This window comes from Brevundimonas mediterranea, assembly GCF_014196125.1.
Taxonomy (GTDB): domain Bacteria; phylum Pseudomonadota; class Alphaproteobacteria; order Caulobacterales; family Caulobacteraceae; genus Brevundimonas; species Brevundimonas mediterranea.
The window spans coordinates 1,019,743-1,045,851 of sequence record NZ_JACIDA010000001.1 but is presented as its reverse complement, the minus strand read 5'-3'; the positions used below and the strand labels follow the sequence as shown (position 1 = coordinate 1,045,851).

Genomic DNA, 26,109 nt, shown 5'->3' with positions numbered 1-26,109 from the left:
GACGGCGGGCGGAGGCCTCTAGAGCCAGCCCGCCTCTTTCAGCACGGGGCCGTGGGTCCGGCTGACCGGCGCCGTCAGGCCGCCGACGAGGCGTATTTCGCCGGCGCCGCGCCGCCAGCGCACCGCTTCCACCGCATCGGCCGCCACCCACCACGAGCGATGGACGCGCCATCCGTGCGCGCGTGACAATTCATCCAGCGCGTCGGCGAAGCGCAACGTGATCAACTCCGCGCCCGCATCGGTATGGACCCTCAGATAATGGTCGTGCGCCTCGATGGCGATCAGCCGCGCGCTGCGCCGTTTGGCCGACAGTCTGCGCCGGAAGACCGCCTCGGCCTCGGGCAGGGGCGGGACGACGAGGGTGCGGGTCTCGACCCGCGTGGGAAGCCGACGCCAGACCAGGGCCCGAACCGCCATGGCCGCCAGCATGATGGGCCAGACCTGCCAGAGCAGCGGCAGATAGATCGACCAGCGCTGCTCTGCGAACATCAGGTGCTGGGTCACGACGACGAACAGGGTCACCAGCGGGGTGGCGAGCGCCGAGGTGAGGAACACGCGTCTCCACAGGACGGGCAGGCGCCGGCCCAGGCTCTCGTCCACCGCGACGGCGATCAGCCCGCCGCCCAGCATACAGGTCATCCAATAGGCATAGCGGGGCGCGATGGGGGCATCGTCCGAGTCGAAGGGGCCGAGAAACCCGAGCAGCAGCCCCATGGCGGCGAGCATGAGGGCGTCGACAGCCCAGCGTCGCGCGGTCGTCGCCCCGATGATGGTCTTCGCCCTGTGGCCCATGCCGTCCCGTTCGCGCACCCACGGCGCCGTTCGCGAAGTCGGGCCTAGCGAGCCGGCGGCGGTGCGGCAATGGCGTTGGGCGAGAACCCACCCCCTGATCGGAACACCCATGTCGCAATCCTGGCTCATCGCCGCCCTGACCCTCGTCGTTTCCGCTGTCGCCGTTCCCGCTCTGGCCCAGGCGCCGGGAGCCGACGTCGATGCGCGGCCTGATCCGGCCGTGGCCTGTCATGTTGGGGTCTATCGGCTGGACGACGGCAGTTGGGTGGACGTCGCGCCGCTGGCGGACGAGGGGCTGCGGTGGCGTCGGCTCGACGGGTCCACGGGCAGGATGATGCTGGACGCCCGAGGCCAATGGGTCAGTACGCTGGGGTTCACCGCCCGCGTCGAAGGTCCGCAGCCGCAGCTTGGGTCCTGCGAAGGGGGACGGATTGCTTTTGAGGGTCAGACAGGGCGCCGTCTGGTTCTGGAAGTGCGGGAGACGACTTTCGTCGGGCAGGGCGGGACGCGGCTCAAGGGGCGGCTGATCCTGCCGCCGGGCGACGGGCCGTTCCCCATCATGGTCGAGGTGCATGGGTCGGAAGGCGCCAATGCGCTGGACTTCAACGCCTTCCAGCGGTTCGCCCCGACCGAGGGCGTGGGCGTCTTCGTCTACGCCAAACGGGGTTCAGGCGGGTCGGAGGGGCGTTACACCCAGGACTTCCATGTCCTGGCCGAGGACGCCGCCGCAGCCGTGGTCGAGGCCCGTCGGCTGGCTGGAGATCGGGCGGGCCGGGTTGGCCTGCATGGCGCCAGCCAGGGCGGCTGGATCGCGCCGCTGGCCGCCAGCCTGACGCCGGTGGACTTCGTCACCGTCGGCTTCGGCCTGGCCTATGGCGCGCTGGCGGAGGACAGTGACCAGGTGATGCTGGACCTGAAGGCCAAGGGGTGGGGCGCCGATGTGCTGGGCCAGGCGCGCGAGATCACCGATGTGACGGGCGCCTTCATCGCCTCGCGCGGGGCGGTCGGCTTCGACGGTCTCGAGGCCGTTCGGACCAAATATCGCGCCCAGCCCTGGTTCGGCGACATCCGGGGCGAGTTCACCGGCCTGTTGCTGAACACGCCGAACGAACAGATCGTCGCCATGGCCCCGGTGCTCGATGTCGGAACCTCGTGGGACTACGACCCGCTGCCGGTGCTGAGCCGTCTGGACGCGTCCATGCTGTGGATCCAGGCGGAAGACGACACCGGCGCCCCGCCTGAAGCCACGCGCCAACGGCTGATCGACCTGGCGGCCCAGGGGCGGCCGGTCACCCTGTTGGAATATCCCGACACCGACCACGGCATCGTCCGGTTCGAAACGGCGGCGGACGGCAAGCGCACCGCGATCGGCTATGCGCCCGGCTACTACCAGGCTGTGCTGGATTGGGCGCGGACGGGACGGCTGGACGGCGCCTATGGCGACGGGCGTCTGCTGGCGACGCCCAGGCGGTGAAAGACGTCGGCGGCGGCCCTGCGACATCGTGCGCAGTGCGATCCTGAGAACGTTCTCAAAAATGGCTTGACGGTTCGTCGCGTCCCGTCCCTAATCCGCGCCGAAGGGCGGCGGATCGATCGCTCGGGAGCAGACGCACGGGGTGAAGGGTCGGAACGTCGTCGTTCCGCCGCGCATCTCCGCCTGTCTTCCGATCCGTCAGACGCACGCCTCCTGGTTCATCCTGCGAGGAAATCCGATGCGCACGACTGTGTCCCTGATGGTTCTGGCCCTGGCCGTGAGCGGCGGCGCGCCCGCCCTGGCCCAGACGGCGGCGGTTCCCGAGGCGGCGCGGGCCCGTCCTGCGCTGTGGCCCCAGGCGGCGACCCCGGCGGCGATCAGCGACGCGCGGACCGAGGCCTTCGTCACCGAACTGATGGCGAAGATGACGCTGGAGGAGAAGGTCGGGCAGCTGATCCAGGCCGACATCGGCTCGATCACGCCGGACGATCTGAAGACCTATCCGCTGGGCTCGATCCTGGCGGGCGGCAGTTCCGGCCCTTGGGGCGACGACAAGGCGACGGCGCAGAAGTGGCTGGACCTGGCCCGCGCCTTCCGCGCCGCCAACGAAGCGCGCGGGGGCACGACCATCCCGCTGATCTACGGCATCGACGCGGTGCACGGGCACAACAACGTCCCCGGCGCGACCATCTTCCCGCACAACATCGGCCTGGGCGCGGCGCGCGATCCGGACCTGATCCGGCGCATCGGGGCGGCGACGGCGCTGGAGGTGGCGGTGACCGGGGCGGAATGGACCTTCGGTCCGACCCTGGCCGTGCCGCGCGACGACCGCTGGGGCCGGTCCTATGAGGGCTATGCCGAGGACCCGGAGGTTCAGCGGTCCTACGCCGGGCCGATGACCCTGGGGCTTCAGGGCGAGCTGCAGCCGGGCCGGCCGCTGGCGCCCGGCCATATCGCCGGATCTGCGAAACACTTCCTGGCCGACGGCGGCACCTTCGAGGGCGAGGACCAGGGCGATTTCCGGGGCACGGAGCAGGAGCTGATCGACGTCCACCTGGGCGGCTATGTCCAGGCCATCGACGCCGGCGTGCTGTCGATCATGGCCAGTTTCTCGGGCTGGAACGGCTACAAGCATTCGGGCAACCCGACCCTTCTGACCGACGTGCTGCGCGGGCCGCTGGGCTTCAAGGGCTTCGTGGTGTCCGACTGGAACGCCCATGGTCAACTGCCGGGCTGCACCAATGAGAGCTGCGCCCTGGCGGTGAACGCGGGCATCGACATGCTGATGGCGCCCGACAGCTGGAAGCCGCTGTACGCCTCGACCCTGGCCCAGGCCAAGTCGGGCGAAATCCCGATGACGCGGGTGGACGAGGCGGTGCGCCGAATCCTGATCGCCAAGGCCAAGACCGGCCTGTTCGAGCCGACGCGGCCGATGGAGGGCCGGTTCGAGGAACTGGCCTCGCCGGCGCACCGCGCCCTGGCGCGCGAGGCGGTGCGCAAGTCCCTGGTGCTGCTGAAGAACGACGGCGTCCTGCCGGTCCGCGCCAAGGCGAGGGTCCTGGTGGCGGGGACGGCGGCCGACGACATCGGCCAGGCCTCGGGCGGCTGGACGCTGAGCTGGCAGGGGACGGGCAATTCCAACGCCGACTTCCCGCAGGGCCAGTCCATCTGGGGCGGGATCGATGCGGCCGTCAAGGCCGGCGGCGGGAGCGCGACCCTGAGCGCGGACGGGAGCTTCACCGACAAGCCGGATGTGGCCATCGTCGTCTTCGGCGAGACCCCCTATGCCGAGTTCCAGGGCGACGTGGACAATCTGGACTATGTGCCCAGCGCGCCGCTGGAGACGCTGACGCGGCTGAAGGCGGCGGGAATACCGACCGTCTCGGTCTTCCTGTCGGGGCGGCCGATGTGGACCAATCCGGAGATCAACGCCTCGGACGCCTTCGTGGCCGCCTGGCTGCCGGGGACCGAGGGCGGCGGGATCGCCGACCTGCTGGTGGGCGGCGCCGACGGCAAGGCGCGCAACGACTTTACCGGCAAGCTGTCGTTCAGCTGGCCCAAGGATGCGACTGGGACGCCGCTGAACCACGGCCAGCCCGGTTATGATCCGCAGTTCGCCTATGGCTATGGCCTCAGCTACGCCGCGCCGGCGACGGTGGGGATGCTGTCGGAGGCCAGCGGGGTATCGGCCCAGGCGACCAATCTGGACCGCTACTTCGTCGACGGGCGGTTCGTCTCGCCGTGGAGCCTGCTGCTGAACGACGCGGGCGGGCAGACGCGGCCCGGCACAGCCAAGACGGCGTCCAGCCCGCGCAGCGGCGTCGCTTCGCGCCCGGTCGACGACCTGGCCCAGGAGAGCGGCCAGCAGTTCGTCTTCGCCGGAACCGGCGCCGCCAGCGTCGAGATCTGGGGCACGCCTGTCGATCTGACGCGTCAGGCTAATGGCGCGGTGGCCTTGGGCTTCCGCTACCGCGTGGACGCCGCGCCGAGCGCGCCGGTGGCCTTCAAGCTGGGCGGCGGGGCGGTGGACCTGACCGGCCTGCTGCGTTCGGCCCCGGTCGGCCAGTGGCGCGAGGCCCGTATCCCCCTGACCTGTTTCCGCACCGACGGCGGGGATCTGTCGAAGGTCGAGGTTCCGTTCCACATGGCGACGTCGGGCAAGATGACGGTGTCAGTGTCTGAGATCCGGCTGGACGCCAGCCAGACGGAGACGCGCTGTCCGGGGTGAGGGGGGTAGCAGACATGAAAACGGCTCCCTCCTTGCCGGTCGATCCCTTTGCAGAACCTTCCGGCAGTCTGGTCAGGGTGACGTTCACTGTGCATTCATCGGCAAGCTGTGAACCATGGCGCTGGCTTGACTGGCCAACCAACAGAGGGGAGACAATTATGAGGCTCGCGATCATCACCGGATTTGCGCTGGTCGCCGCTGTCAACGCGACGGCGGCGGAACAGGCGGCGCCCGGTCCCGTGCCGCTGCCGACGCAGCACGCCCGGCCAGGGACGCCTCCGGCGTCCGCTCCGGCTCCGGCTCCGGCGACCGCTGCGGCGCCTCCGGTGAACCCCAACCCGGCCGCGCCGGCCGCCAAGAGCATCAGCGAACAAGGCGTCAGCGGTCCTGCGCCCGAAAGGCCGCCATCGCGGCCCAAGCCCGCAGCCGGCGTCAAGTTCTGACAGGGAGAAGGTCGGCCGGATCAGGGGCTGCCGCAGGGCCCATTGCAGCGGTCGTGGCCCGACCTTGCCATCCGGCCTATACCACCGTCTCCACTGGAAGTCCGCAAGGGGTCGAACTGTGACTTGGGGTGCGTTCCGGAAAGCGAACAAGGGTTAGAGTTGTCCGTATGCGTCGAGGAAGGCCCTCCGGCCTCCGCTCTCGACCTGAAGGCTCGGCTCAGGCAGGCGTTTGCAGCGGGTCTAGCGGGAAGGCGACTTCGACGATGAGCCCGTCCGGCGCCCACTCTCGGGTCAGGGCGCCGCCCAGCTGGCGGACCACGCTGGCCTTCAGGGAGGATCCGAAGCCTTCTCGGGTCGGCGGAACAACCGTCGGGCCGCCGGTTTCGCGCCACCGGAGCGTCACCTGACCCTCCTTCAGCGTCCAGGTCACCGAGACACGTCCGCCTCCATTGCTGCAGGCTCCGTATTTGTTGGCGTTGGTCGCCAGTTCGTGGAGCAGCATGCTGAGGGGCTGGACCTGGTGTGGCGAAAGACCGATCTCGGGGCCTTGCGTATCCACGGTGTCCCTGGGGCAAAGGGCTTCCAGCTCTTCCCTGACCACATCCTCCAGCCGCCCGCCTTCCCAACGTCGACTGGCCAGGGAGGTCTGCGCGCGCGCGAGGGCGCCGATGCGCCCGGCCAGGACGTCCTTGTAGGTCGCGACATCGTCGGCGCGGGTCAGTCGCGTGAGCGACTGGATGATCGAGAGAACATTGCGCGCCCTGTGATCGACCTCGTTCATCAGCAACTGGCGGGCCTCCTCGTTGCGCTTCTCCTCACTGATGTCGCGCGCTTCGATGACGGTACCTATGGCCTTCGCCTCCCTGTCGTAGATCGGGCTGGCCGTGAAGGCGACAGGGTAGAAGGAGCCGTCCTTATGGACAAAAACCTCCTCGCCCTGTGTCCCGGCCTGTTCCGGAAAGGCGCGGTCGATGGCGCACTCCGAGAGGGGGAAGGGTGAGCCGTCTGGATAGGTGTGATGAATCACGTCGTGGAGGGGGCGTCCGGTCGTTTCCGCGAAGGCGTAGCCCGTGAGTTTCTCCGCCGCCCTGTTCATGAATACACAGTGCTGTCGTTCATCCATGAGGAAGACGGCCATGGTCGTGTTGCTCAATATAACATCAAGCCGGGTGGCGGTGTCGCGCAAAGCGGCCTCAACACGTCGATAATCCGTCGTATCCTTGATGGCGGCATAGAAGACCGCGTCATCGCCGTCGTCAAAGAGCTGAAGCTTGACGGACACGTTGTATGTGCTGCCGTCCTTGCGTTTGTGAAGGGTGTCGAAGTCAAGTCTGTCGACCTCGCCAGATTGGAGAGGTTTGATCAAGCTCAGGAAATCGGCACGACTGATGTTCGGCTTCAGATCCCACGGTGTCAGGCGGGCGAGCTCTTCGGAATTATAACCGAGATTGTCGCGTGCGCCCTTGTTGACGAGTCGAAAGTAGAAGTCGGCTGCGCCGAATATATAAACTTCACTCGCAGCTTCTTCGACGATGCGTCCAAGGCGCTCGCTGGTCACACCAATAGATTTATTCATGACCAAATCTGTTCCGACGGGCTGATGACCGTAGATAGTCGCTCGACCCGTGGCAATGGGCGGATGCGACCAGCAATGGCCAAGCTTTCGTCGGAAGCCGGTGATCTGGAGGGTGAAGTAAATTCTTCTGAGCGAATCGAAGTGCCGAACAACGGTGATCCCGCGTCTCACCCCGCGTCGGCGATGAAGGTCAGGGTGTGGGTGTAGCTGCGGTAGGGGGTGGGGCTGCCTGAGGGGGCGGCGGTGCGGTGGCGGACCTGGGTCATATAGGCGCCGGGGGTCGAGACGCGCAGGGTCAGGACGCCCGAGGCGTCGGTGACGGTTTCTGTCTCGATCTTCTTGCCGTCGTATAGGCCGGCTTCGCGGAAGACGGTGACGGGGGCGTTGGCCAGGGGCTGGCCGTCGAACAGCAGGCGGAAGCTCGCGTCTTCGCCGGCGACGATCTGGTTCGGCTGGATCAGGGGCTGGAGCTCCAGGCCCTGGCCGGTGGGTTTAAGGGCCGCGTCGTCGGGGGCGCCGCGCACCACATAGACCTCGGCGACGGTGATGCTCTGGACATCGACCAGTTCGGCGCCGGGCGGGGGCGGCGTGTCTTCCTCGCCGACCATCTTCCAGCCGGAGGGAGTGTTGTACATCTTGGCCGCGCGGCCGGCGCGGGCGCCGGACGACAGGCGGTAGAGGCCGTCCACCGGGGTCGGCGCCTCGAACACCGCCAGGTCGCGCAGATAGGTGACGGCGCTGATCGGCGCAGCCCCATTGGGGCCGACGATGTGGAAGCTGTCGGAGCGCATGACAACCTCGGCGTTGAAGACATCCTCGGTGAAGCTGGCCTCGACTGTAACATGGTCGCGCCGCCCGGCGTCGAAAAGGTTGGGCCGTAGATAGGGGGAGTGGGCCTGGGCCGCCCCGGCGCTCCAGACCGCCAGGACGGAGGCCAGCAGGCCGGCGTGGATGGTGGGGCGAGTCATGGGGGCGTCCTCCGCTTTCGGGTGGGGAATAATAAGATTGAGAGTCGTTTGCAATTCATTTCAGCTTGCACGACCGTCGCTTCGACGGGCAGGCTGGCGGTTCAGACATCCCCGCTTTTGAGGTTTCCATGCCCGTAAAGACCGTCGCCGAGTTCGTCGCCGCCTACAGGGAGAAGGACGTCAGCCCCGACGCCTTCGAACTGGAGAACCAATATCTGCTGGAGGTGCGGCTGAACGGGTCGGTGTGGGCCAAGGCCGGGACCATGGTGGCGCGAACCGGGCAGGTGAAGTTCACGCGTCAGGGCCTGATGGAACAGGGCCTCGGCAATCTGCTGAAGAAGGCGGTCAGCGGCGAGGGCATGGTGCTGATGAAGATGGAGGGCCAGGGGCGGGTCTATCTGGCCGATACGGGCAAGAAGATCACCCTGCTGCGGCTCGCTGACGAGACCATCTTCGCCAATGGCAATGACGTGCTGGCGCTGGAGACCGGCGTCAGCAACCAGATCACCATGATGAAGCGGGTCGCCGGGATGATGTCCGGCGGCCTGTTCAATGTGAAGCTGAGCGGCAGCGGCATCGTGGCCATCACCTCCCACTATGATCCGCTGATCCTCAAGGTCAGCGCGGCGACCGGGCCAGTGTTCACCGATCCGAACGCCACCGTGGCCTGGTCAGGCGGCCTGTCGCCTGAGATCGCCACCGACATCTCGTTCAAGACCCTGATGGGTCGGGGCTCGGGCGAGAGCATCCAGATGAAGTTCGCCGGGGAGGGCTGGGTCGTGGTCCAGCCCTATGAGGAAACCTATATGCAGGCCGGCAGCGGGGGCTGACGCTGCTGGGGGCGGAGCAAGGGCGCTCCGCCCGCCTCATTCGCCGCGTTCCAGTCCGGCGATGGCCTCCGAAATGTCGTCGGCCTTTTTCTTGAGCACGGCCTGAGCGTCATAAAGGGCGCGGTTGTAAAAGAAGGGGCCGATCTCGGCGCTGAGAAAGTCGACCAGCATCTGGGCCTGAAGGTCGCGCAGTTCGACGTCCAGTTCGTCCCGGAAATAGGGACGCAGCTTCGCCGCTATCGCGGCGGTCTCCTCCCGACTGAACTTGATCGGCTTCATCACGACACCTCGGCGAGCGCCTCTTCCGCTGCGACCCAGGCGACTTCGGCGGCGTCCAGGTCGGCTTGAGTCTTGGCGCGGGCCCGGGTCAGGCCCTCCAGCGCCTTGGGATTGTTGATCGAGGCGGTGGCCATGTCGTCGTCGATGCGCGCGATCTCGGCGGTCAGGCGGGCCATGGTTTCTTCGGCCTTCTTGACGGCGTGACGCAGGGTCGAAGGGGAGGGGCCGGATTTGCGGTCGTTCTTCTTGCCCTTGTTGTTCTGGGCGGCCGGCGCGGCGGCGGCCTCTTCCTTCTTAATCTGGCTGGGTTTGGCGATGGCCTGTTTGGCGCGGTCCAGAACGAACTTGGCGTAGTCGTCCATGTCGCCGTCGAACGGCTTGACCGTGCCGTCGGCGGCCAGCCACAGCCGGTCAGCCACCATCTCCATCAATGAGCGGTCGTGGGTGATCAGGATGACGGCGCCGGAATAGTCGTTCAGGGCGTCCAGCAGGGCCCGGCGGCTGTCGATGTCCAGGTGGTTGGTCGGTTCGTCGAGGATCAATACGTGGGGCGCGTCCATCGCCACCATGTTCAGCAGCAGGCGGGCGCGCTCGCCGCCCGACAGGCTGTCGACCGTGGTCTCCTGCTTTTCATAGCCCAAACCGAACTGGGCCAGTTTGGAGCGGCGCGCGCTTTCGGGCGCGTCCGGCATGGCGCGGCGGATGATCTCCAGCGGGGTGTCGGTGGGGTCCATCGCCTCGATCTGGTGCTGGTGGAACCAGCCCACGCGCATCTTCCTGTCGCGGTGCAGTTCGCCCTCGGACACGTCCAGGGCGCCGGCGATCATCTTGGCGAAGGTGGACTTGCCCGCGCCGTTGACGCCCAGCAGGCCGATACGGTCGTCCAGGTCCATCCGCAGGTTCAGATTGCGCAGGATCGGCTTGCCGACGTCATAGCCGACGTTGGCCCGTTCCAGCCGGATCAGCGGCGGGGCCAGGGGGCGCGGCGGCGAGGGCAGGGTGAAGGGGGCGACCCGCTCCTCGATGGTGGTGGCCACCGGCTGCATCTTCTCCAGCCGCTTCATCCGCGACTGGGCCTGGGCGGCCTTTGACGCCTTGGCCTTGAACCGGTCGACGAAGGCCTGGAGGTGGGCGCGTTCGGCGTCCTGCTTGGCCTTGGCCGACAGCTGCAGCCGGGCCTTCTCGGCGCGGGCCTTTTCGAAGGCGTCGTAGTTGCCTGTGTAGAGGGTCAGGGTGTGGTTCGCGAGGTGCAGGATATGGGTGCAGACCTCGTTCAGCATCTCGCGGTCGTGGGAGATGATCAGGGCGGTGTGCGGGTATTTCTTCAGCCGCGCCTCGAGCCAGAGGGCGCCTTCGAGGTCGAGGTAGTTGGTCGGTTCGTCGAGCAGCAGCATGTCCGGCTCGGCGAACAGGGCGGCGGCCAGGGCGACGCGCATGCGCCAGCCGCCCGAGAACTCAGACATTGGCCTAGCCTGGTTCTCCTGGTCGAAGCCCAGGCCGACTAGGATTTCGGCGGCCCGCGCAGGGGCGGCGTCGGCGTCGATCTCGATCAGGCGGGACCATATCTCGCCCATTTCCTCGGGTTCGGCGGTCTCGAGCCGACCCAGCAGGGTGTGGCGTTCCACGTCGGCCTCAAGGATGGTGTCGATGACGCTGACGGGGGTGGCCGGGTGTTCCTGATCGACCGAGCCGATGCGGGCGGTCTTGGGCAGGCTGATTTCGTCGCCGGCGGCGTGAAGCTCGCCGAGGATCAGTTTGAACAGGGTGGACTTGCCGATGCCGTTGCGGCCGACCAGTCCAACCTTGGCGCCGGGCGGCAGGCTGACGGAGGCGTCCACAAGGAATTTGCGGCCCCAGGCGTTGAAGGTCAGGTCGGTGATCTGGAGCATGGGAGGCGCAATGGACTTTCTGACCGGTCATCTCTATATGACCAGTCATGACGTATGATCTTGTAAGCGGCGAGGTCGTCATAACGGCCACGGAGTTCAAGGCCAAGTGCCTGGACCTGCTGGATCGCGTGAACTCGGGCGAGATCCGCCGGGTTCGCATCACCAAACGCGGCAAGGAGGTGGCGGTGGTGGCGGGTTCTGCTGCGCCAGCGGATAGAGGCGACTTCATCGGCTGGCAGGCTGGAAGCGTCAATCTGCCGGACGATCTCGACATCGATGGTCCCATCTATGACCCCGAAGTGGATGGCGTCTGTGATCCGATGAGCGGTCTGCGTTGAGCTTGAGGCCGACAAAGGCCGTCGGGCGAGGGTTGGGGGCTCTGTCCAAGGTGGGGCAGGCCCAAGCTGCTGCAATTCTGTTGGACACCAATGCGATCATTCGGGCGCAACTGGATCGCGACCTGGGCTCGGAGGCGCGGGCCGCAATACAGGCCGCGCAGGCGGAAGACGGAATCCTCGTGTCTGTGGTCTCCGCATGGGAGATCGGACTGCTGGCGCGCAATCGGCAAAGCCCGACAGGGCGATTGTTTCAACCCGACGCCGCGAGATGGTTCGACAATGTCCTCAGCGCGCCGGGGGTTCGGATCGCTCCGATGAACCATCAGATCGCGTTTGCGGCTTGGAACCTGCCGGAGCCGATCCATGGCGATCCGGCTGATCGGCTGATGATCGCCATAGCGCGCGAACTGAATGTGCCGCTCGTCACCCGCGACCGCGCCATTCTGGACTATGCCGCTGCTGGTCACGTGCACGCCATCGCCTGCTGATAAGACGGGCTTGGCGCGGGGGCGGGGCGTCGCTATAAGCCCGCGACCTTATTCTCCCTAACAAGAAGTCAACTCCCATGACCGAACGCACCTTCTCGATCATCAAGCCCGACGCGACCCGCCGCAACCTGACCGGCGCGATCAACGCCGTGATCGAAGGCACCGGCCTGCGCATCGTGGCCCAGCGTCGCGTCAAGCTGTCGACCGACCAGGCCAAGAAGTTCTACGAAGTCCACGCCGAACGCCCGTTCTACGGCGAACTGGTCGAGCAGATGACCGCCGAGCCGGTGGTGGTGCAGGTGCTGGAAGGCGAGAACGCCGTCGCCGCCTATCGTGAAATCATGGGCGCCACCAACCCGGAACAGGCCGCCGAAGGCACGATCCGCAAGCTGTTCGCCCTGTCGATCGGCGAAAACTCGGTCCACGGTTCGGACAGCCAGGACAACGCCAAGATCGAGATCGCCCAGTTCTTCACCGACGACCAGATCGTCGGCTAAGACGCTCAAGCCGCGAGGGACCGCGTCCCGAGCGTAGCGTCAGTATAAAGGCCCGCGTCCGGAACCGGACGCGGGCCTTTTCGTTGGGTCAGTCTCGTATCGTCCCCCTCCCGGAGCAGACCCATGAAGACCATCCTGAAACTGACCCCCGTCATCGGCGCCGTGGCCCTGCTGGCCGCCTGTGGCCAGACCATGGAACAACGCGCCGCCACCGGCGCCCTGGGCGGCGCCGTCGCCGGACAGGTGGTCGGCGGCAACACCGGCTCGACCGTGGCGGGCGCCGCCATCGGCGCCGTCGCCGGCGCGGCGACCACGCCGAAGTAAGAGCTTCAGCCCCGCGCTGAACAAGAAAGGCCCGGAGCGATGCTCCGGGCCTTTTTCGTTCGAACTTTGCGACCGCTTACCAGATGCGGGCGCGGGCCTCGGGGGCGATGTACGCCTTCTGATCGGGCGAGACGCCGAAGGCGGCGTACCAGGCGTCGATGTTGCGCGGCGAGGTGGCGGCGCGGACCGAACCGGGCGAATGCGGATCGGTGGTCAGCTGTTCTTTCAGCGCCGCCTCGCGCGACTTCTCGCGCCAGACCTGGGCCCAGCCCAGGAAGACGCGCTGGTCGCCCGAAAGGCCGTCGATCACCGGGGCCGGCTGGCCGTTCAGCGACTTGTGGTAGGCGTCGAGCGCCAGCAGCAGGCCGCCCAGATCGGCGATATTCTCGCCCATGGTCAGGTCGCCGTTGACGTGGACACCGGGCAGGGGTTCCAGCGAATTATAGATGTCGCCCAGCACCTTGGCGCGCGCCTCGAAGCGGGCGGCGTCCTCCGGCGTCCACCAGTCGCGCAGCACGCCGTCGCCGTCGGACTTGCGGCCCTGGTCGTCGAAGCCGTGGGTGATCTCATGGCCGATGACCGCGCCGATGCCGCCGTAGTTGACGGCCGGGTCCGCGTTCGGATCGAAGAAGGGCGCCTGAAGGATGGCGGCCGGGAAGACGATCTCATTGCGCGGCGGGTTGTAATAGGCGTTCACCGTCTGGGGCGTCATGCCCCATTCCAGCGGATCGACGGGCTTGCCGATCTTGCCGCGCTGCCAGGCCCATTCGAAGGCGCTGGAGCGTTCGACATTGCCGTACAGGTCGCCGGCGGTCAGCTCCAGCCCGTCATAGGACCGCCACTTGTCCGGATAGCCGATCTTCACCCCGAACTTCGACATCTTGTAGAGGGCCTGTTCGCGGGTCGCCTCGCTCATCCAGTCCAGTGTCTTCAGACGTTCTGTCATGGCCGCGCGGATGTTGTCGACCAGGGTCTCCATCTGGGCCTTGGACGAGGCGGGGAAGTGCAGGCGGACATATTCCTGAGCCAGGACCTCGCCCAGCTGGCCGTCGACCAGGGCCACGCCCCGGTTCCAGCGCGGACGGTTCTCGGGTTGGCCGCGCAGGGTCTTGCCGCGGAACTCGAAGCGGGCGTCGACGAAGGCCTTGGACAGATAGGGGCTGGCCTGATCGACGATCTGGGTCGCCTCCCACGCCTTCAGGGTCTCGATCGGGGTCTCGGCGAAGACCTGGGCGATGCCCGGGAAGGCCGTGTTCTCCATCAGGACCAGGGTGTCGAGGTTCCCGACCTGGGCGCCGTCGAGGAAGGCCGTCCAGTCGAAGCCTGGGGCGAAGGTCGCCAGGTCAGCGACCTTGGTCGGGTTGTAAAGCTTGTCGATCTGGCGACGCTCGACCGTGGTCCAGTGTTTCTCGGCGACCTTGGTCTCGAAGGCCAGGATGTCGGCGGCGCTCTGGGCCGGGTTGGTCCAGCCGATGGCGGTGAGCGTCTGGGTCAGATAGGCCAGATAGGCCTCGCGCTGTGCCGCGAAGTCCGGCTTCAGATAATAGTCGCGGTCGGGTAGGCCGAGGCCGCCCTGGGCCAGATAGGCCGAGTTGATGTTCGGGTTCTGCAGGTCCTCGAACACGGCGACGCCGAACAGCGAACCGCCGAAGCCCGAATGGCTGGCGCCCATCAGGCGGGCCATGGCGGCGTGGTCGGTAATCGCCTTCACGGCGGCGAGGTCGGCGGCCATGGGCGCAGCGCCCAGCTGTTCGACGCGGGCCTCGTCCATGAAGCTAGCGTAGAGGGCGCCGACCTTCTGGGCGTTGGCGTTGACCGGATTGGCGGCGCTGGCCTCGATGATCGACTTCAGCTGGGACTGGGCGTTCTCATAGAGGACGTCGAAGGGACCGAACCGGGCCTTGTCGGCGGGGATCTCTGTGGTGCGGAGATAGGTTCCGTTGGCGTACTCGTTGAAGTCGTCGCCCGGCTTGACGCTGGTGTCGCGGCCGGCGAGGTCAAAGCCCCAGGCGCCGAAGGGGGCGGGGGCGCCGTGCGCGCCGTGCGAGTGGTCCTGGGCCGAGGCGCCGCCGGTCAGGGCGACGACGATACAGGCCGAGCAGGCGGCCATAAGGCGAATACGATTCATGAAGGATAGGGTCCCGATTTTTGTCGGCCGCACCTTTGCGCCGGTGCGGCGGCCTGTCGCATGAAGTTTTCGTAATCCGGCGAGGGGCGGTTCCTGGTGGATGCGGTCAGCGGCCCACGCCTGAACCTCATCGCCTTCCCTGGAAGTCGTCCATCGAATGATAGACGCCCAGCCAGCGCCCGCCGACCAGGTCGAACCATCGTACCGGCAGAAGACCGCGGACCAAGGGCAAAAGGTTCACGATCCACGGCAGTCGCAGAACGATCCTGTTCGTCTTGATCGCAGCGACGATCCGATCGACGACCTTGTCGGGTCTGAGGATGGGGATAACGGGCGAACGCACGCCCTGGAACATGCCGGTGTCGATGTAATAGGGCATGACGGTCGTGACCTTCACGCCGGTCGCCTCTTGCTCCATTTCGATCCGCAGGGAATCGGACCAGCCGATCACGGCCCATTTACTGGCGCAGTAGACCGACATTTTGGGATTGGAAACTAGGCCGGCTGCGGAGGCGATGTTGACGATATGGCCGCCGCCGCGGGCGATCATGCCGGGCAGGACGGCGTGCGCCACATACATCGGCGCCAGCGCGTTCACATCCATGGTTCGCGCGATGTCGTCGGGGCTGTGGGCGACGAAGGGCCGACCGGTCACCACGCCGGCGTTGTTCACCAGTATGTCCACCTTGATCCCGGCCTCGTTCATCTCTTGAACCGTAGCGCGGATACGTTCGGGGTCGGCCAGATCGACCAGATAGGTCGACACGGCGACGCCGCCCCCGGCCAAGTCGGGGGCCAGTCGCTCCATGGCCTCCGCCTGGATATCCCAGAGAACCAGATGCGCGGCGCCCTCAGCGACGAACCTCCGCGCCATCAGCGCGCCGATCCCGGACGCCCCGCCGGTGATCAGAACCGTCTTGCCGCCAATCCTGCTCATGAGAGTCCCTCCGTGTTCCGCAGGTTTCAAGAACTGGAGTATTTGCTCTCATTTGACAAGGCTGGTAGCTGGGGAAGCCCTTCGGTCCGTCGCCGCCGAATGAGGCCGAGCGAAGTCCAAGTCACAGGGAGATCCATGGCCGCCAATCCGACGGATGCTCAGGACGGTTCCGGGCCGACCGAAAGCGGGTCTGCGCGGCGGTCGCCGGTCCAGGATCGCGGCCGCCGGCGGGTTGAGCAGATCCTCGACGCCGCCGCCGAAGTGATCGGCGAAATGGGCGTGGACAACGCCACGACCAATATGATCGCTGCGCGGGCCAGCACCTCGGTCGGGGTGCTCTATCGCTTCTTCCCCCACAAGCGCGCGATCATCGAGATGCTGGCGATGCGCTATGTGCACGAGACCGAACAGATTCTGAGCCGTCAGGAGCAGGCGGGCATTGCGGTTTGGCCCCTGCGTCAGGCGGTCGAATGGGTCCTGCATGCGCTGACGGACTTTCATCAGGCCCATCCCGCCTATCAGCACGTCTATCGGGCCGTGCGCGGCTCCAGCAGTCCGGAAAGCATCGCATTGCTCGATCACACCCGGGTCGTCGTCGATCGCTTGCTGGCGCTCCGCGCACGGCATGTCCTGCCCCAGGACCGCGAGTGGCACGCCACCACAGTGGTCGAGGCGGCGCATGCCCTGGTGGTTCAGGCCTGCGCCCTGACGACCGACAAACGCGCGCGGCTTATCGAGGAAACCGCCCTGATGCTGACCCGGTACCTGACGCCGGATTATGCGCCTTCGGACCGGGCCTGACGGCGCAGCATGGAGCGGTTCAGGCCCGCGCCAAACCCTTGCAGAAGCTCGTCAGCACCTGCGGATACAACCCATGTTCCGCCGTCTTCACCCGCTCGGCCAGGGCGGCGGGCGTGTCGTCGCCCAGGATCGGCACGCGGGCCTGGTCCAGGATCGGACCTTCGTCCACGCCTTCGGTGACCAGATGAACGGTGCAGCCGGCCTCGGCGTCGCCGGCGGCGATGGCGCGAGCGTGGGTGTCGAGGCCGGGATAGAGGGGCAGCAGGCTGGGGTGGATGTTCAGCATCAGGCCGTCCCATGCGCGCACCAGCCAGGGCGTCAGGATCCTCATATAGCCGGCAAGGGCGACCACCTCGACGCCGGCCGCGCGCAGGGCCTCGTCAACCGCCCGCTCATGGGCCTCGCGGTCCTTGCCGAACGGCTTGTGGGGGATGGAGGCGGTCGCGACGCCCTTGGCCGAGGCGATGGCCAGACCGCCCGCGTCTTCGATGTTGGACAGAACCAGGGCGACCTCATAGCCGCTGTCGGCGGCCTGACCGGCGTCGATCAGGGCGGCCATGTTGGAGCCGGTCCCGGAGATCAGGACGGCGACGCGGACGGGAGAAACGGCTTGGGACGACATGGCCGCCCCCATGGCGGGGCGGGCGACGCTTGGCAAGGATCAAACGCGATCCGCTCTTGTTGTCCGCCGTGTTCGGACGTTACCGTGTAACGCCGCCCATCCGACGAGGGGTCCTGAGGGGCGGCGGGTAAAGGGGACTATCGCATGAAGAGACTGATCTGCCTCGCGGCCATGGCCGCGATTCTGAGCGCGCCCGCAGCGTCCTTCGCTCAGGAGAGCGGCTCGAACAGCGGCGCCAGCGGCGGCGGCGCGATGCGCTCGGCGGCGGACCGGTTCCGCAACGCCAACGCCGACGCCATCGAGAAGGACTGGGCGCGCGCGCCGGTCGAGGAGGCCGAGGTCACGACGGCCCATTCGGTCAACGCCCATGGCAAGACGCTGCGATATCACGCGACGGCGGGGACGCTGACGATCCGCGACGACGCGGGCATGCCGACCGCCAGCCTGTTCTACACCGCCTATACGCTGGACGGTCAGCCGGCGGGGACGCGGCCGGTGACCTATCTGTACAACGGCGGGCCGGGTTCGCCGACGGTGTGGCTGCACATGGGCTCGTTCGGGCCGATGCGGGTCCAGACCGACGAGCCGACGGTGGTGCGGCCCGCGCCCTTCGCCTTTGGTCCCAACGACATGACCCTGCTGGACCAGACGGATCTGGTCTTCATCGACATGGTGGGGGCGGGCTTCTCGCGGCCGCTGGGCGAGACAGCGGGTTCGGCCTTCTGGGGCGTGGATCAGGACGCCGACGCCTTCGCCCGCGCCATCATGCGCTACACGACCAAGTTCAGCCGCTGGTCCAGTCCGAAGTACATCATCGGCGAATCCTACGGCACCCTGCGCACAGGCGCTGTGGCCTTCCAGTTGGAAGACCGGGGCATGTCGCTGAACGGGGTGGTGCTGCTGTCCTCGATCATGAACTACGGCGTGCGCCAGCCGGGCTATCCGCAGAATTTCGTGACCCTGTTGCCGACCTATGCGGCGACGGCCTGGTATCACCGCAAGCTGGCCCATCCGGCGGCGACGGTGGAGGACCAGGTGCAGCGGGCGCGCGACTTTGCGCTCGGGCCCTACGCCTCGGCCCTGGCCAAGGGGCATATGATCTCGGACGCCGAGCGTGCCGACATCGTGCGTCAGATGAGCGAACTGACCGGCCTGTCGCCCAATTTCATCGACAACGCCAACCTGCGGGTCGAACTGAGCAGCTTCCGCAAGGAACTGCTGCGTGACCGGCGCCAGACTATCGGGCGACTGGACACCCGCTATCTGGGTCTGGACGACGACGCCTCTGGGGATTCGCCCGAGGACGATCCCTCCAGCTCGGCCGTGACGGGGGCCTATTTCGGCATCTTCCGCGACTATGTGGCCAATGAGCTGAAGTACGACACCGATGTCGAATACCGGATGTCGGCGCGAGGGCTGCCGGGCTTCAACTGGAACTGGAACCACCGTCCGCCGGTCGGTGGGCCGCAGACGACGCCGAATACGGCGGTCGATCTGGCCACGGCGATGCGGCGCAATCCGTATCTGAAGGTGATGGCGCTGAACGGCTATTACGACGCCGCCACCCCCTTCTTCTCGACCGAGTTCGACCTGGCCCAGATGATGCTGGAGCCCAGCCTGAGGCCGAACCTGGAGTTCACCTATTATGAGGGCGGGCACATGATGTACCTGAGCCACGACGCCTTGGTGAAACTGCACGCCGACCTGTCGCGCTTCTACGGCGAAACGGCGAACGGCGGGGCGCGCTGATACGCAAGAGGGCCGGGGGCGTCGCCGCCTCCGGCCCCTGTTTCATTCGAAATCGGCGCGTCGAAGGATCAGGCCGCTTCCAGCTGTCCGCAGACGAAGGCGACCTCGCCCGCGTTCAGCAGGGCGGCCAGCACCGGCTCGGCATTCTCCGGCGAGACGATCAGCATGAAGCCGACGCCGCAGTTGAAGGTGCGGCGCATCTCGTGGTCGCTGATGCCGCCGGTTTCGGCCAGCCACTGGAATACGTGGGGCATGGGCCAACTGTTCCAGTCGAACGAAGCCTTCAGCCCTTCGGCGATACAACGCGGCGGGTTTTCGATCAGGCCGCCGCCGGTGATATGGGCCGCGCCCTTGACCAGGCCGGCCTTCATCAGGGGCAGGACCGGCTTCACATAGATGCGGGTCGGCTCCATCAGGGCCTGGGCCAGGGAGCGGTCCTTGGCGAAGGGGGCGTCGTCGCCCCAGGCCAGGCCGGACTTCTCGACCACCTTGCGCACCAGCGAATAGCCGTTCGAGTGCGGGCCGGTGGAACCCAGGCCGATGATGATGTCGCCGGCCGCCTGGCGATCCAGGTAGGGCAGGGCGTGGCCGCGTTCGACCGCGCCCAGGCTGAAGCCGGCCAGGTCATAGTCGCCGTCGGTGTACATGCCCGGCATTTCAGCGGTCTCGCCGCCGACCAGAGCACAGCCGGCCTGGCGGCAGCCCTCGGCGATGCCGGCGACGACGCGGCGGGCGGCGTCGATCTCGAGCCGGCCGGTGGCGTAATAGTCGAGGAACAGCAGGGGCTCCGCGCCCTGGGCCAGCAGGTCGTTGACGCACATGGCGACCAGGTCGATTCCGACGCCGTCATGACGGCCGGTCTCGATAGCGATTTTCAGCTTGGTGCCCACGCCGTCGGTGGTGGTGACGATCAGGGGGTCTTCGAAGCCGGCGGCCTTGAGGTCGAACAGGGCGCCGAATCCACCCAGCGAGGGCTCCGAACCGGGACGCGCCGTGGACTTGGCCAGGGGCTTGATGTGTTCGACCAGCATCTCGCCTGCGTCGATGTCCACGCCCGCATCGGCGTAGGTCAGGCCGTTTTCGAGAGGCTTTTGGGTGTCGCTCATGGTGTTCGGGCCTGGAATCGGGGCGGAAATGCAGCGCGGCTCTTGCCACAGGTGGGTTGCGGGGGGCTATAGCATCGGAATGACGCCGATCACCACCAATGAGGCGCTGGCCGATTTTTGCGCCCGCCTCGCCACCGCCCCGTTCATCACGGTCGACACCGAGTTCATGCGGGAGACGACCTACTGGCCCAGGCTGTGCCTGATCCAGGCCGCTTCCGCCGATCACGCCGGGATCATCGATCCCATGGCGGAAGGCCTGGACCTGGAGCCCTTCCTGGACCTGTTGCGCGATCCCAACATCATCAAGGTGTTCCACGCCTGTCGACAGGACGTCGAAATCTTCGTGCGTCTGGGCGCCATGCCCAAGCCGATGTTCGACACCCAGGTCGCGGCCATGGCGGCCGGATTCGGCGAACAGGTCGCCTATGATTCGCTGGTGCGGCAGATGCTGCGCGTCGAACTGGACAAGGGCAGCCGCTTCACCGACTGGGCGCGACGCCCGCTGTCGGACAGCCAACTGGTCTATGCCCTGGGCGACGTGACCCATCTGGCGGCCCTGTATCCCAAGCTGCGCGACCGGCTGCAGAAGGAGGGGCGGCTCGACTGGGTGATGTCGGAGATGGAGAGCCAGGTCGATCCGGCCCTGTACGACACCAATCCCGAGAACGCCTGGAAGCGGCTGAAGCCCAAGAAGTTCTCGGCCAAATATCTGGCTGCCTTCAAGGCCGTGGCCGTCTGGCGTGAGCGTGCGGCCCAGGAACGCGACCAGCCGCGCGGCCGAATCCTGAAGGACGAAGGCATCGACGAGGTCGCGCAACAGACCCCGACCGACCCCGAGGCCTTCAACCGCCTGCGCTCGGTGCCCAAGGGGTTCGGCGGGTCTCGCCTGGGCCTGGAACTGGCCGAGGAGCTGAAGCGCGTCCTGGCCGATCCCGAATCCCATGCCCCTGACATGGAGCGTCCGGCGCACCGTCAGCCGGCGCCGCCTTCGGTGGTGGAACTGCTGAAGGTGCTGCTGAAGGCCAAGAGCGACAACGCCGGGGTGGCGTCCAAGCTGATCGCCACCGTGGCCGATCTGGAGAAGATCGCCGTCAGCGACAACGCCGATGTGGATGCGCTGAAGGGCTGGCGGCGTCAGATCTTCGGCGAGGACGCGCTGAAGCTGAAGCGCGGCGAGATCGCCTTGGTGCTGAGCGGATCGCGGGTCGAGGTCGTCGAGATCGAGGGCTAGCCGCCGGCCGGCGGCTCCCATAGTTCGATGGGATTGCCCTCAGGGTCGTGGATGCGGGCGAAGCGTCCGACCTCGGGGCTGGCGTCCCAGTCTTCCTTGGTGACGACCTCCAGGCCGGCGGCTTTTAGGGAGGCGAGCAGGGCGTCCAAGCCTTCGACGCGCAGGTTCAGCATCCAGCGCCTGTCTTCGGCGAAATAGTCGGTCGTCTCCTTGAACGGGGAGAATACGGTTGGACCCGCCTGCTGGTCCCACAGGAACTGGCCCTCAGGTGCGCCGACGCCCAGATGGGTCAGATACCAGGCCGAAAGCGCCTGCGGATCCTGGGCGCGAAAGAAGAAGCCGCCGATTCCGGTTACGGGCATGAGTGTTCCTCTCGTTCGACGAAAGGCTGAACCCTGTTCGTCGACCTGTCTAGATCGACAGTCCCAGTCCCATCGCCTCGGCCAGGGCCTTGGCGCGCTTTTTCGTCTGTTCGCCCAGCAGCACGTCGGCGTAGCCTTCAGTGGCCGTCAGCTTCAGTTCGGCCTTGCCCACCGTGGCGGTGGCGTTGGCGAGCAGTTGCGACGACCGGCCCGACAGATCGCAGGCCAGGCGGATGGCCAGGCCCAGGGCGCGGGCGCGTTTGGCGGCGTCCTCGTTCAACAGGCGGCTGATGATGTCCGGCTGGGGCGTGGCCAGACCGCCACCGTAGCGGGCGTTCATGGCGCAGGCGAGGAAGGCGCGCTCCGCATGGCTGACGCCCGCGACGGGCGCGCGCAGAACCTGGTCGAAGACCAGTTCCAGACGGTGGTCTGGATGCAGGCGGGCGCCCAGGTCCGACAGGCGGCAGGCGGCGGCGGACAGGACGCCGTCGCGCGCGGCGCCGAAGGCCGACGGCAGGGCCGAGACGACGTCTGAAATCCAGCCGTTCAGGGCGCCGGGCAGGGCGGGGTCGATCCCCTGCCGTCCGCCCAGGGCCGCGCACCCGGCCAGCAGCGGATCGGCCGCCTGGGTCGCCTCGTCCAGGGTTTCGAACAGCAGGCCTTCGCGCACCCCCCAGGCGGACATCTCGATCCGCTTCAGGTTCAGATGCTTGATCAGACCTTCCAGCACCAGGCCGGCGTAGGGCAGGGTTTCGGCCCGCTTCTTGGACACGCTTGGCAGTTTCGCGAGGCCGGCCGCCGACTGTTGCGCGACCAGACGTGCGGTCTCCAGCGCCTCGTCCGCCGTGATCTCGTACTGGTGCACGACCTTCAGCGGATAGGATTTCAGCGCCATATGGACCTGGGCCAGGGTGCGCCAGGCGCCGCCGACGGCGTAGAGGCGGTCGGTCTGGAACTGGGCCGCGACGGGTTTCAGTCTCTGGTCGATGCGGGCCTTGATCCGGTCGGCGTCGAATCCCTTGCCCTCGGCCAGGGCGAAGGGGCCCAGCGGCAGGGTCAGCCCCTGTTCGACGCTGTGCGCCGCGCCTGGGGCGCCGCCCAGACGAGTCAGCTCCAGACTGGCGCCGCCCATGTCGGCCGAGACGCCCCGGGCTTGGGGCGCGCCGGCCAGCACGCCCATGGCGGCGTATTTCGCCTCTTCCTCGCCAGACAGGACACGGATCTGCAAGCCCGTCTCAGCGGCGACGCGCTGGCAGAACTCAGGGCCGTCCCTGGCTTCGCGAACGGCGGCGGTCGCGGCGATCAGGGTGGCGTCGGGGCGAACCCCTTCCAGCACGGCGGCGAAACGGCGCAGGGCCGTCATGGCCATGACCACCCCCTCGGGCGACAGCCTGCCGGTGGTCGGCAGGTCGCGACCCAGGCCGGCCAGAACCTTTTCGTTGAAGACGGTCCAGATCGCCCGACCTTCCAGCCGGTAGAGAACCAGACGGACCGAGTTGGACCCGATGTCGATGGCCGCGACGTCGCGGCCGGTAAGCGCCAGATCCGGCATCAGCGGCCGGGACGCTCGTAGCTGAGAGCGGACGGCAGGGTCTTCACCTTGCGCCCACGGCCCGACAGGCTGGGATTGGTCATGAAATATTTGTGGGCCGAGAAGGGCCGCTCCGGATCGGCGGGGATGAGGCGGGTATAGCGCCCTTCGGCGTCCAGCACCCAGCTTTGTGCGTCGTCCTTCAAATTGGCGACCATGATCTGGTCCAGCACCTGGTCGTGGACGGTGGCGTTGCGGATCGGGGTCATCAGCTCGACCCGGCGGTCCAGGTTGCGCGTCATCCAGTCAGCCGAGGAGATGAAGACCTTGGCCTTGTCGTGGGGCAGGTCCTTGCCATTGGCGAAACAGACGATCCGGCTGTGCTCCAGGAAGCGGCCGACGATCGACTTGACGCGGATGTTTTCGGACAGGCCCGTCACGCCCGGCCGCAGGCAGCAGATGCCGCGCACGACCAGGTCGATCCGCACGCCCCACTGGCTGGCCCGGTACAGGGCGTCGATGATCTCGGGATCGACCAGGGAGTTCAGCTTGACCCAGATGGCGGCCGGCTTGCCCATGGCGGCGGCCGACATCTCCTTGCCGATCAGTTCGATCAGGGTGGACTTCATGTTCAGCGGCGAGACCACCAGGGCCTCCAGCTCGTCCGGGGTGGCGTAGCCGGTGATGTAGTTGAACACCCGGCTGGCGTCGCGGCCCAGGACGGGATCGCACGAGAACAGCGACAGGTCGGTGTAGATCTTGGCCGTGACCGGGTGATAGTTGCCGGTGCCGAAGTGGCAGTAGGTGCGCAGGGCCTCGCCCTCGCGGCGCACGACGACGCTGAGCTTGGCGTGGGTCTTGTATTCGACGAAGCCGAAGACGACGTGGACGCCGGCCCTCTCCATCGCCCGGGCCCAGCGCAGGTTGGCCTCCTCGTCGAACCGGGCCTTCAGCTCGACCAGGGCGGTGACGTTCTTGCCGTTCTCGGCCGCCTCGATCAGGGCGGCGACGATGGGACTGTCCTTGGAGGTGCGGTACAGGGTCTGTTTGATGGCGATGACGTTCGGATCGCGCGCTGCCTGACGCAGGAACTGCACCACCACGTCGAAGCTCTCGAACGGGTGGTGGATCAGCAGGTCCTTCTCTCGGATGGCGGCGAAGACATCGCCGCCGTTGTCGCGGACCCGCTCGGGATAGCGGGGCTCATAGCCCTTGAACTTCAGGTCGGGGTGGCCGCCGGGGATCAGATCCGACAGCTGGGCCAGGCCCAGCATGCCGTCCACCAGCACCACGTCCTGAGGCGCGGCCTCAAGCTCGCCGACGATGAAGTCGCGCAGGTCGGTCGGCATCGAGGCCTCGATCTTGACGCGAACGACCGAGCCCAGGCGCCGCTGTTTCAGCGCCTCCTCGAACTCGAGCACCAGGTCCTCGGCCTCTTCCTCGATCTCGATATCGCTGTCGCGGATCAGGCGCAGAAGCCCCTTCTCGAGGATGTCACAGCCGGGGAACAGGTGGTCGATGAACAGCAGCAGCACGTTCTCAAGCGTGATGAACCGCTTGCGACCGGGCGCCGAGCGGCCGTCGGTCGGCAGTTCCCAGAAGCGCCGCACCTGGGTCGGCACGGGCACCAGGGCGTAGAAGGTCTTGGCCTCGCCCTTGCGCTTCAGCTTCAGCGCCAGGGAGAAGCCGAGGTTGGGCAGGAAGGGGAAGGGATGGGCCGGGTCGATGGCCAGGGGCGTCAGGACGGCGAAGAGCTGGTTCAGGAACTCGGGCTCCAGCCGCTCCTTCTCGGTCTTGGTCAGGCGGTTGCGGTCGACCACCTCGATGCCGACGGTCGCCAGTTCCTTTTTCAGCTGGCGCCAGCGCACCTGCTGTTCGGCCATCAGTTCGCCGGCCGAGATATTGATCCGCTCGAGCTGTTCGGCCGGGGTCAGGCCGTCGGCCGAAAGCACCCGCACCCGCTCGCGCAACTGGCCCTTCAGGCCGGCGACGCGGGTCATGAAGAACTCGTCGAGATTGTTGGCCGAGATCGACACGAACCGCAGGCGTTCCAGCAGCGGGTGGTTCGGATTGGCGGCTTCCTCCAGCACGCGCTCGTTAAAGGCCAGCCAGGAGATTTCGCGGTTGAAGAACCGCGTGGGCGAGGCGATCAATTCCTCATTCAGGGCAAGCTGGGGAGCGCGGGAAGCAGGGACTTCCTCGCCCCGGGTGGCGTCGTGGATCGCGGCGTCGGTCATAGCCCGGTTCTCGCGCGCGACTGTGACGGCCGCAAGCGGGCATCGACATTTTCATGGGCGGCCATTCGCCCCGGCCCTCAGTCGGTCTCGACCTCGACGGCGGCGTTCATTTCGTCCAGCACCTGCCGGGCCAGGGCGCGGGTGACGGGGCGGTGCAGGGCGTCCAGACGTTCGACCGCAGTCGCGGCGGTGTCGGCGGACCGGTCCAGCCGCCGCACCAGATAGGCGATCACTTCGTCGGTCGGCGCGATGCTGCGCTCGGCGAACCGGGTGCGCAGAATGGCGGACAGCACCCGGTCATCCGGCGCCTCGACGGCGACAGTGCGGACCGCATCCAGGCGAGAGCGCAGATCGGGCAGGGCGACAGACCAGTTCCGCGGCGCCGAGCGCGACACCAGCAGCAGAGCGCCGCCGCCCGTATGGGCCAGATTGATCAGGTGAAACAGGCTTTCGTCGTCCGCGTCGGGCGCGCAATCCAGCAGGACCGGCCGCCCCTCCAGCTCCAGCGGATCGACCAGGGCCGCCTCGACGCCGTTCAGCGGCACGGCCCCGATCCGTTCGGCCCAGTCGGCGGCCAGCCGGCTCTTGCCCGATCCCGCCGGTCCGTAAAGGGCCAGGACCGAACCGGCGCCGTCCGGCCAGCGCGACAATACGCGGACGGCCTCGGCATTGCTGTCCGACGATACAAAGGCCTCGCCCGCAAGCGGGCGTTCCAGCGGCAGACGCAGCTGTTCGGCGTTCGGTCGGATCATGGCGCTCTGCGCGGGCATGAGCCTGTC

General features: G+C 67.2%; 24 protein-coding genes. 11 read left to right on the top strand and 13 right to left on the bottom strand.

Translation table 11 applies throughout. The annotated features are described in order from the left end of the window. Positions 1 to 18 precede the first annotated feature (18 nt). A complete protein-coding gene (locus tag GGR11_RS05290; RefSeq protein ID WP_246331567.1) occupies positions 19 to 903 on the bottom strand; it encodes a LytTR family DNA-binding domain-containing protein in 885 nt (294 codons plus the stop codon). Between GGR11_RS05290 and GGR11_RS05285 the strand changes: the two genes are divergently transcribed. The 3 genes from GGR11_RS05285 (at position 902) to GGR11_RS05275 (ending at position 5,437) form a co-directional block, all read left to right on the top strand. Continuing rightward, positions 902 to 2,266 (top strand): alpha/beta hydrolase family protein, encoded by a 1,365-nt coding sequence (locus GGR11_RS05285; RefSeq protein WP_183195709.1) that lies wholly within the window; start codon positions 902 to 904, stop codon positions 2,264 to 2,266. The genes GGR11_RS05290 and GGR11_RS05285 overlap by 2 nt on opposite strands. Before the next feature lie 238 nt (positions 2,267 to 2,504). After that, positions 2,505 to 4,994 (top strand): glycoside hydrolase family 3 protein, encoded by a 2,490-nt coding sequence (locus GGR11_RS05280; RefSeq protein ID WP_183195708.1) that lies wholly within the window; start codon positions 2,505 to 2,507, stop codon positions 4,992 to 4,994. Between the two features lie 158 nt (positions 4,995 to 5,152). Next, a complete protein-coding gene (locus GGR11_RS05275) occupies positions 5,153 to 5,437 on the top strand; it encodes a hypothetical protein (RefSeq protein ID WP_183195707.1) in 285 nt (94 codons plus the stop codon). A 217-nt stretch (positions 5,438 to 5,654) separates the two neighbouring features. Here the strand turns inward: GGR11_RS05275 and GGR11_RS05270 are convergent, their stop codons facing one another. Next, complete coding sequence (locus GGR11_RS05270; RefSeq protein WP_183195706.1) at positions 5,655 to 7,013, bottom strand: PAS domain S-box protein; 1,359 nt, start codon at positions 7,011 to 7,013, stop codon at positions 5,655 to 5,657. 167 nt (positions 7,014 to 7,180) lie between these two features. Continuing rightward, positions 7,181 to 7,981, bottom strand: coding sequence for a DUF4198 domain-containing protein (locus GGR11_RS05265; RefSeq protein ID WP_183195705.1), 801 nt, complete (start codon positions 7,979 to 7,981; stop codon positions 7,181 to 7,183). Positions 7,982 to 8,109: 128 nt separating this feature from the next. Here GGR11_RS05265 and GGR11_RS05260 point away from each other — a divergent pair, with 128 nt between their 5' ends. Then, positions 8,110 to 8,811 (top strand): AIM24 family protein, encoded by a 702-nt coding sequence (locus GGR11_RS05260; protein ID WP_183195704.1) that lies wholly within the window; start codon positions 8,110 to 8,112, stop codon positions 8,809 to 8,811. A 36-nt stretch (positions 8,812 to 8,847) separates the two neighbouring features. Here GGR11_RS05260 and GGR11_RS05255 read toward each other — a convergent pair whose 3' ends face one another. Both GGR11_RS05255 and GGR11_RS05250 read right to left on the bottom strand, forming a co-directional pair. Continuing rightward, the gene (locus tag GGR11_RS05255; protein ID WP_183195703.1) at positions 8,848 to 9,090 is read right to left on the bottom strand and encodes a DUF2164 domain-containing protein; all 243 of its coding nucleotides are present in this window, start codon (positions 9,088 to 9,090) and stop codon (positions 8,848 to 8,850) included. Continuing rightward, positions 9,090 to 10,979, bottom strand: coding sequence for an ABC-F family ATP-binding cassette domain-containing protein (locus GGR11_RS05250; RefSeq protein ID WP_183195702.1), 1,890 nt, complete (start codon positions 10,977 to 10,979; stop codon positions 9,090 to 9,092). Before GGR11_RS05250 ends, GGR11_RS05255 begins: the two co-directional genes overlap by 1 nt. A 47-nt stretch (positions 10,980 to 11,026) precedes the next feature. Between GGR11_RS05250 and GGR11_RS05245 the strand changes: the two genes are divergently transcribed. The 4 genes from GGR11_RS05245 (at position 11,027) to GGR11_RS05230 (ending at position 12,626) form a co-directional block, all read left to right on the top strand. Next, positions 11,027 to 11,317 carry a type II toxin-antitoxin system Phd/YefM family antitoxin gene (locus tag GGR11_RS05245; RefSeq protein ID WP_183195701.1) on the top strand — a complete coding sequence of 97 codons (291 nt, stop codon included), beginning with the start codon at positions 11,027 to 11,029 and terminating at the stop codon, positions 11,315 to 11,317. Positions 11,318 to 11,349: 32 nt separating this feature from the next. Further along, positions 11,350 to 11,805 (top strand): type II toxin-antitoxin system VapC family toxin, encoded by a 456-nt coding sequence (locus GGR11_RS05240; RefSeq protein WP_221205094.1) that lies wholly within the window; start codon positions 11,350 to 11,352, stop codon positions 11,803 to 11,805. Between the two features lie 77 nt (positions 11,806 to 11,882). After that, positions 11,883 to 12,302 carry a nucleoside-diphosphate kinase gene (gene ndk / locus GGR11_RS05235; protein ID WP_183195700.1) on the top strand — a complete coding sequence of 140 codons (420 nt, stop codon included), beginning with the start codon at positions 11,883 to 11,885 and terminating at the stop codon, positions 12,300 to 12,302. 123 nt (positions 12,303 to 12,425) lie between these two features. Continuing rightward, entirely contained in the window at positions 12,426 to 12,626 is a 201-nt protein-coding gene (locus GGR11_RS05230) for a hypothetical protein (protein WP_054766136.1), read from the top strand. A gap of 76 nt (positions 12,627 to 12,702) precedes the next feature. On the opposite strand, the gene GGR11_RS05225 is transcribed toward GGR11_RS05230, so the two are convergent. Both GGR11_RS05225 and GGR11_RS05220 read right to left on the bottom strand, forming a co-directional pair. Further along, entirely contained in the window at positions 12,703 to 14,754 is a 2,052-nt protein-coding gene (locus tag GGR11_RS05225; protein WP_183195699.1) for a M13 family metallopeptidase, read from the bottom strand. 127 nt (positions 14,755 to 14,881) lie between these two features. After that, positions 14,882 to 15,691, bottom strand: coding sequence for an SDR family oxidoreductase (locus tag GGR11_RS05220; protein ID WP_183195698.1), 810 nt, complete (start codon positions 15,689 to 15,691; stop codon positions 14,882 to 14,884). Between the two features lie 135 nt (positions 15,692 to 15,826). Here GGR11_RS05220 and GGR11_RS05215 point away from each other — a divergent pair, with 135 nt between their 5' ends. Continuing rightward, the gene (locus GGR11_RS05215; RefSeq protein ID WP_183195697.1) at positions 15,827 to 16,492 is read left to right on the top strand and encodes a TetR/AcrR family transcriptional regulator; all 666 of its coding nucleotides are present in this window, start codon (positions 15,827 to 15,829) and stop codon (positions 16,490 to 16,492) included. Between the two features lie 19 nt (positions 16,493 to 16,511). Here GGR11_RS05215 and purN read toward each other — a convergent pair whose 3' ends face one another. Further along, complete coding sequence (gene purN / locus GGR11_RS05210) at positions 16,512 to 17,114, bottom strand: phosphoribosylglycinamide formyltransferase (protein ID WP_246331565.1); 603 nt, start codon at positions 17,112 to 17,114, stop codon at positions 16,512 to 16,514. Positions 17,115 to 17,258: 144 nt separating this feature from the next. On the opposite strand from purN, the gene GGR11_RS05205 reads away from it, so the two are divergent. After that, entirely contained in the window at positions 17,259 to 18,863 is a 1,605-nt protein-coding gene (locus tag GGR11_RS05205) for a S10 family peptidase (protein WP_183195696.1), read from the top strand. A gap of 68 nt (positions 18,864 to 18,931) precedes the next feature. Here GGR11_RS05205 and purM read toward each other — a convergent pair whose 3' ends face one another. Beyond that, on the bottom strand, positions 18,932 to 19,969 hold the full coding sequence (purM, locus tag GGR11_RS05200) for a phosphoribosylformylglycinamidine cyclo-ligase (protein WP_183195695.1): 1,038 nt from the start codon (positions 19,967 to 19,969) through the stop codon (positions 18,932 to 18,934). Between the two features lie 79 nt (positions 19,970 to 20,048). Between purM and rnd the strand changes: the two genes are divergently transcribed. Continuing rightward, the gene (gene rnd, locus GGR11_RS05195) at positions 20,049 to 21,200 is read left to right on the top strand and encodes a ribonuclease D (RefSeq protein WP_183195694.1); all 1,152 of its coding nucleotides are present in this window, start codon (positions 20,049 to 20,051) and stop codon (positions 21,198 to 21,200) included. Here the strand turns inward: rnd and GGR11_RS05190 are convergent. From GGR11_RS05190 to GGR11_RS05175, 4 genes are all read right to left on the bottom strand, one after another. After that, positions 21,197 to 21,562, bottom strand: coding sequence for a VOC family protein (locus GGR11_RS05190; RefSeq protein WP_183195693.1), 366 nt, complete (start codon positions 21,560 to 21,562; stop codon positions 21,197 to 21,199). The two genes, rnd and GGR11_RS05190, sit on opposite strands and share 4 nt — an antisense overlap. A 49-nt stretch (positions 21,563 to 21,611) precedes the next feature. Next, entirely contained in the window at positions 21,612 to 23,114 is a 1,503-nt protein-coding gene (locus GGR11_RS05185; protein ID WP_183195692.1) for a Ppx/GppA phosphatase family protein, read from the bottom strand. Continuing rightward, positions 23,114 to 25,330: an RNA degradosome polyphosphate kinase gene (locus tag GGR11_RS05180; RefSeq protein WP_183195691.1), complete on the bottom strand. Its 2,217-nt coding sequence runs from the start codon at positions 25,328 to 25,330 to the stop codon at positions 23,114 to 23,116. Before GGR11_RS05180 ends, GGR11_RS05185 begins: the two co-directional genes overlap by 1 nt. Before the next feature lie 77 nt (positions 25,331 to 25,407). After that, a complete protein-coding gene (locus GGR11_RS05175; protein ID WP_246331563.1) occupies positions 25,408 to 26,100 on the bottom strand; it encodes a P-loop NTPase family protein in 693 nt (230 codons plus the stop codon). Positions 26,101 to 26,109 lie beyond the last annotated feature (9 nt).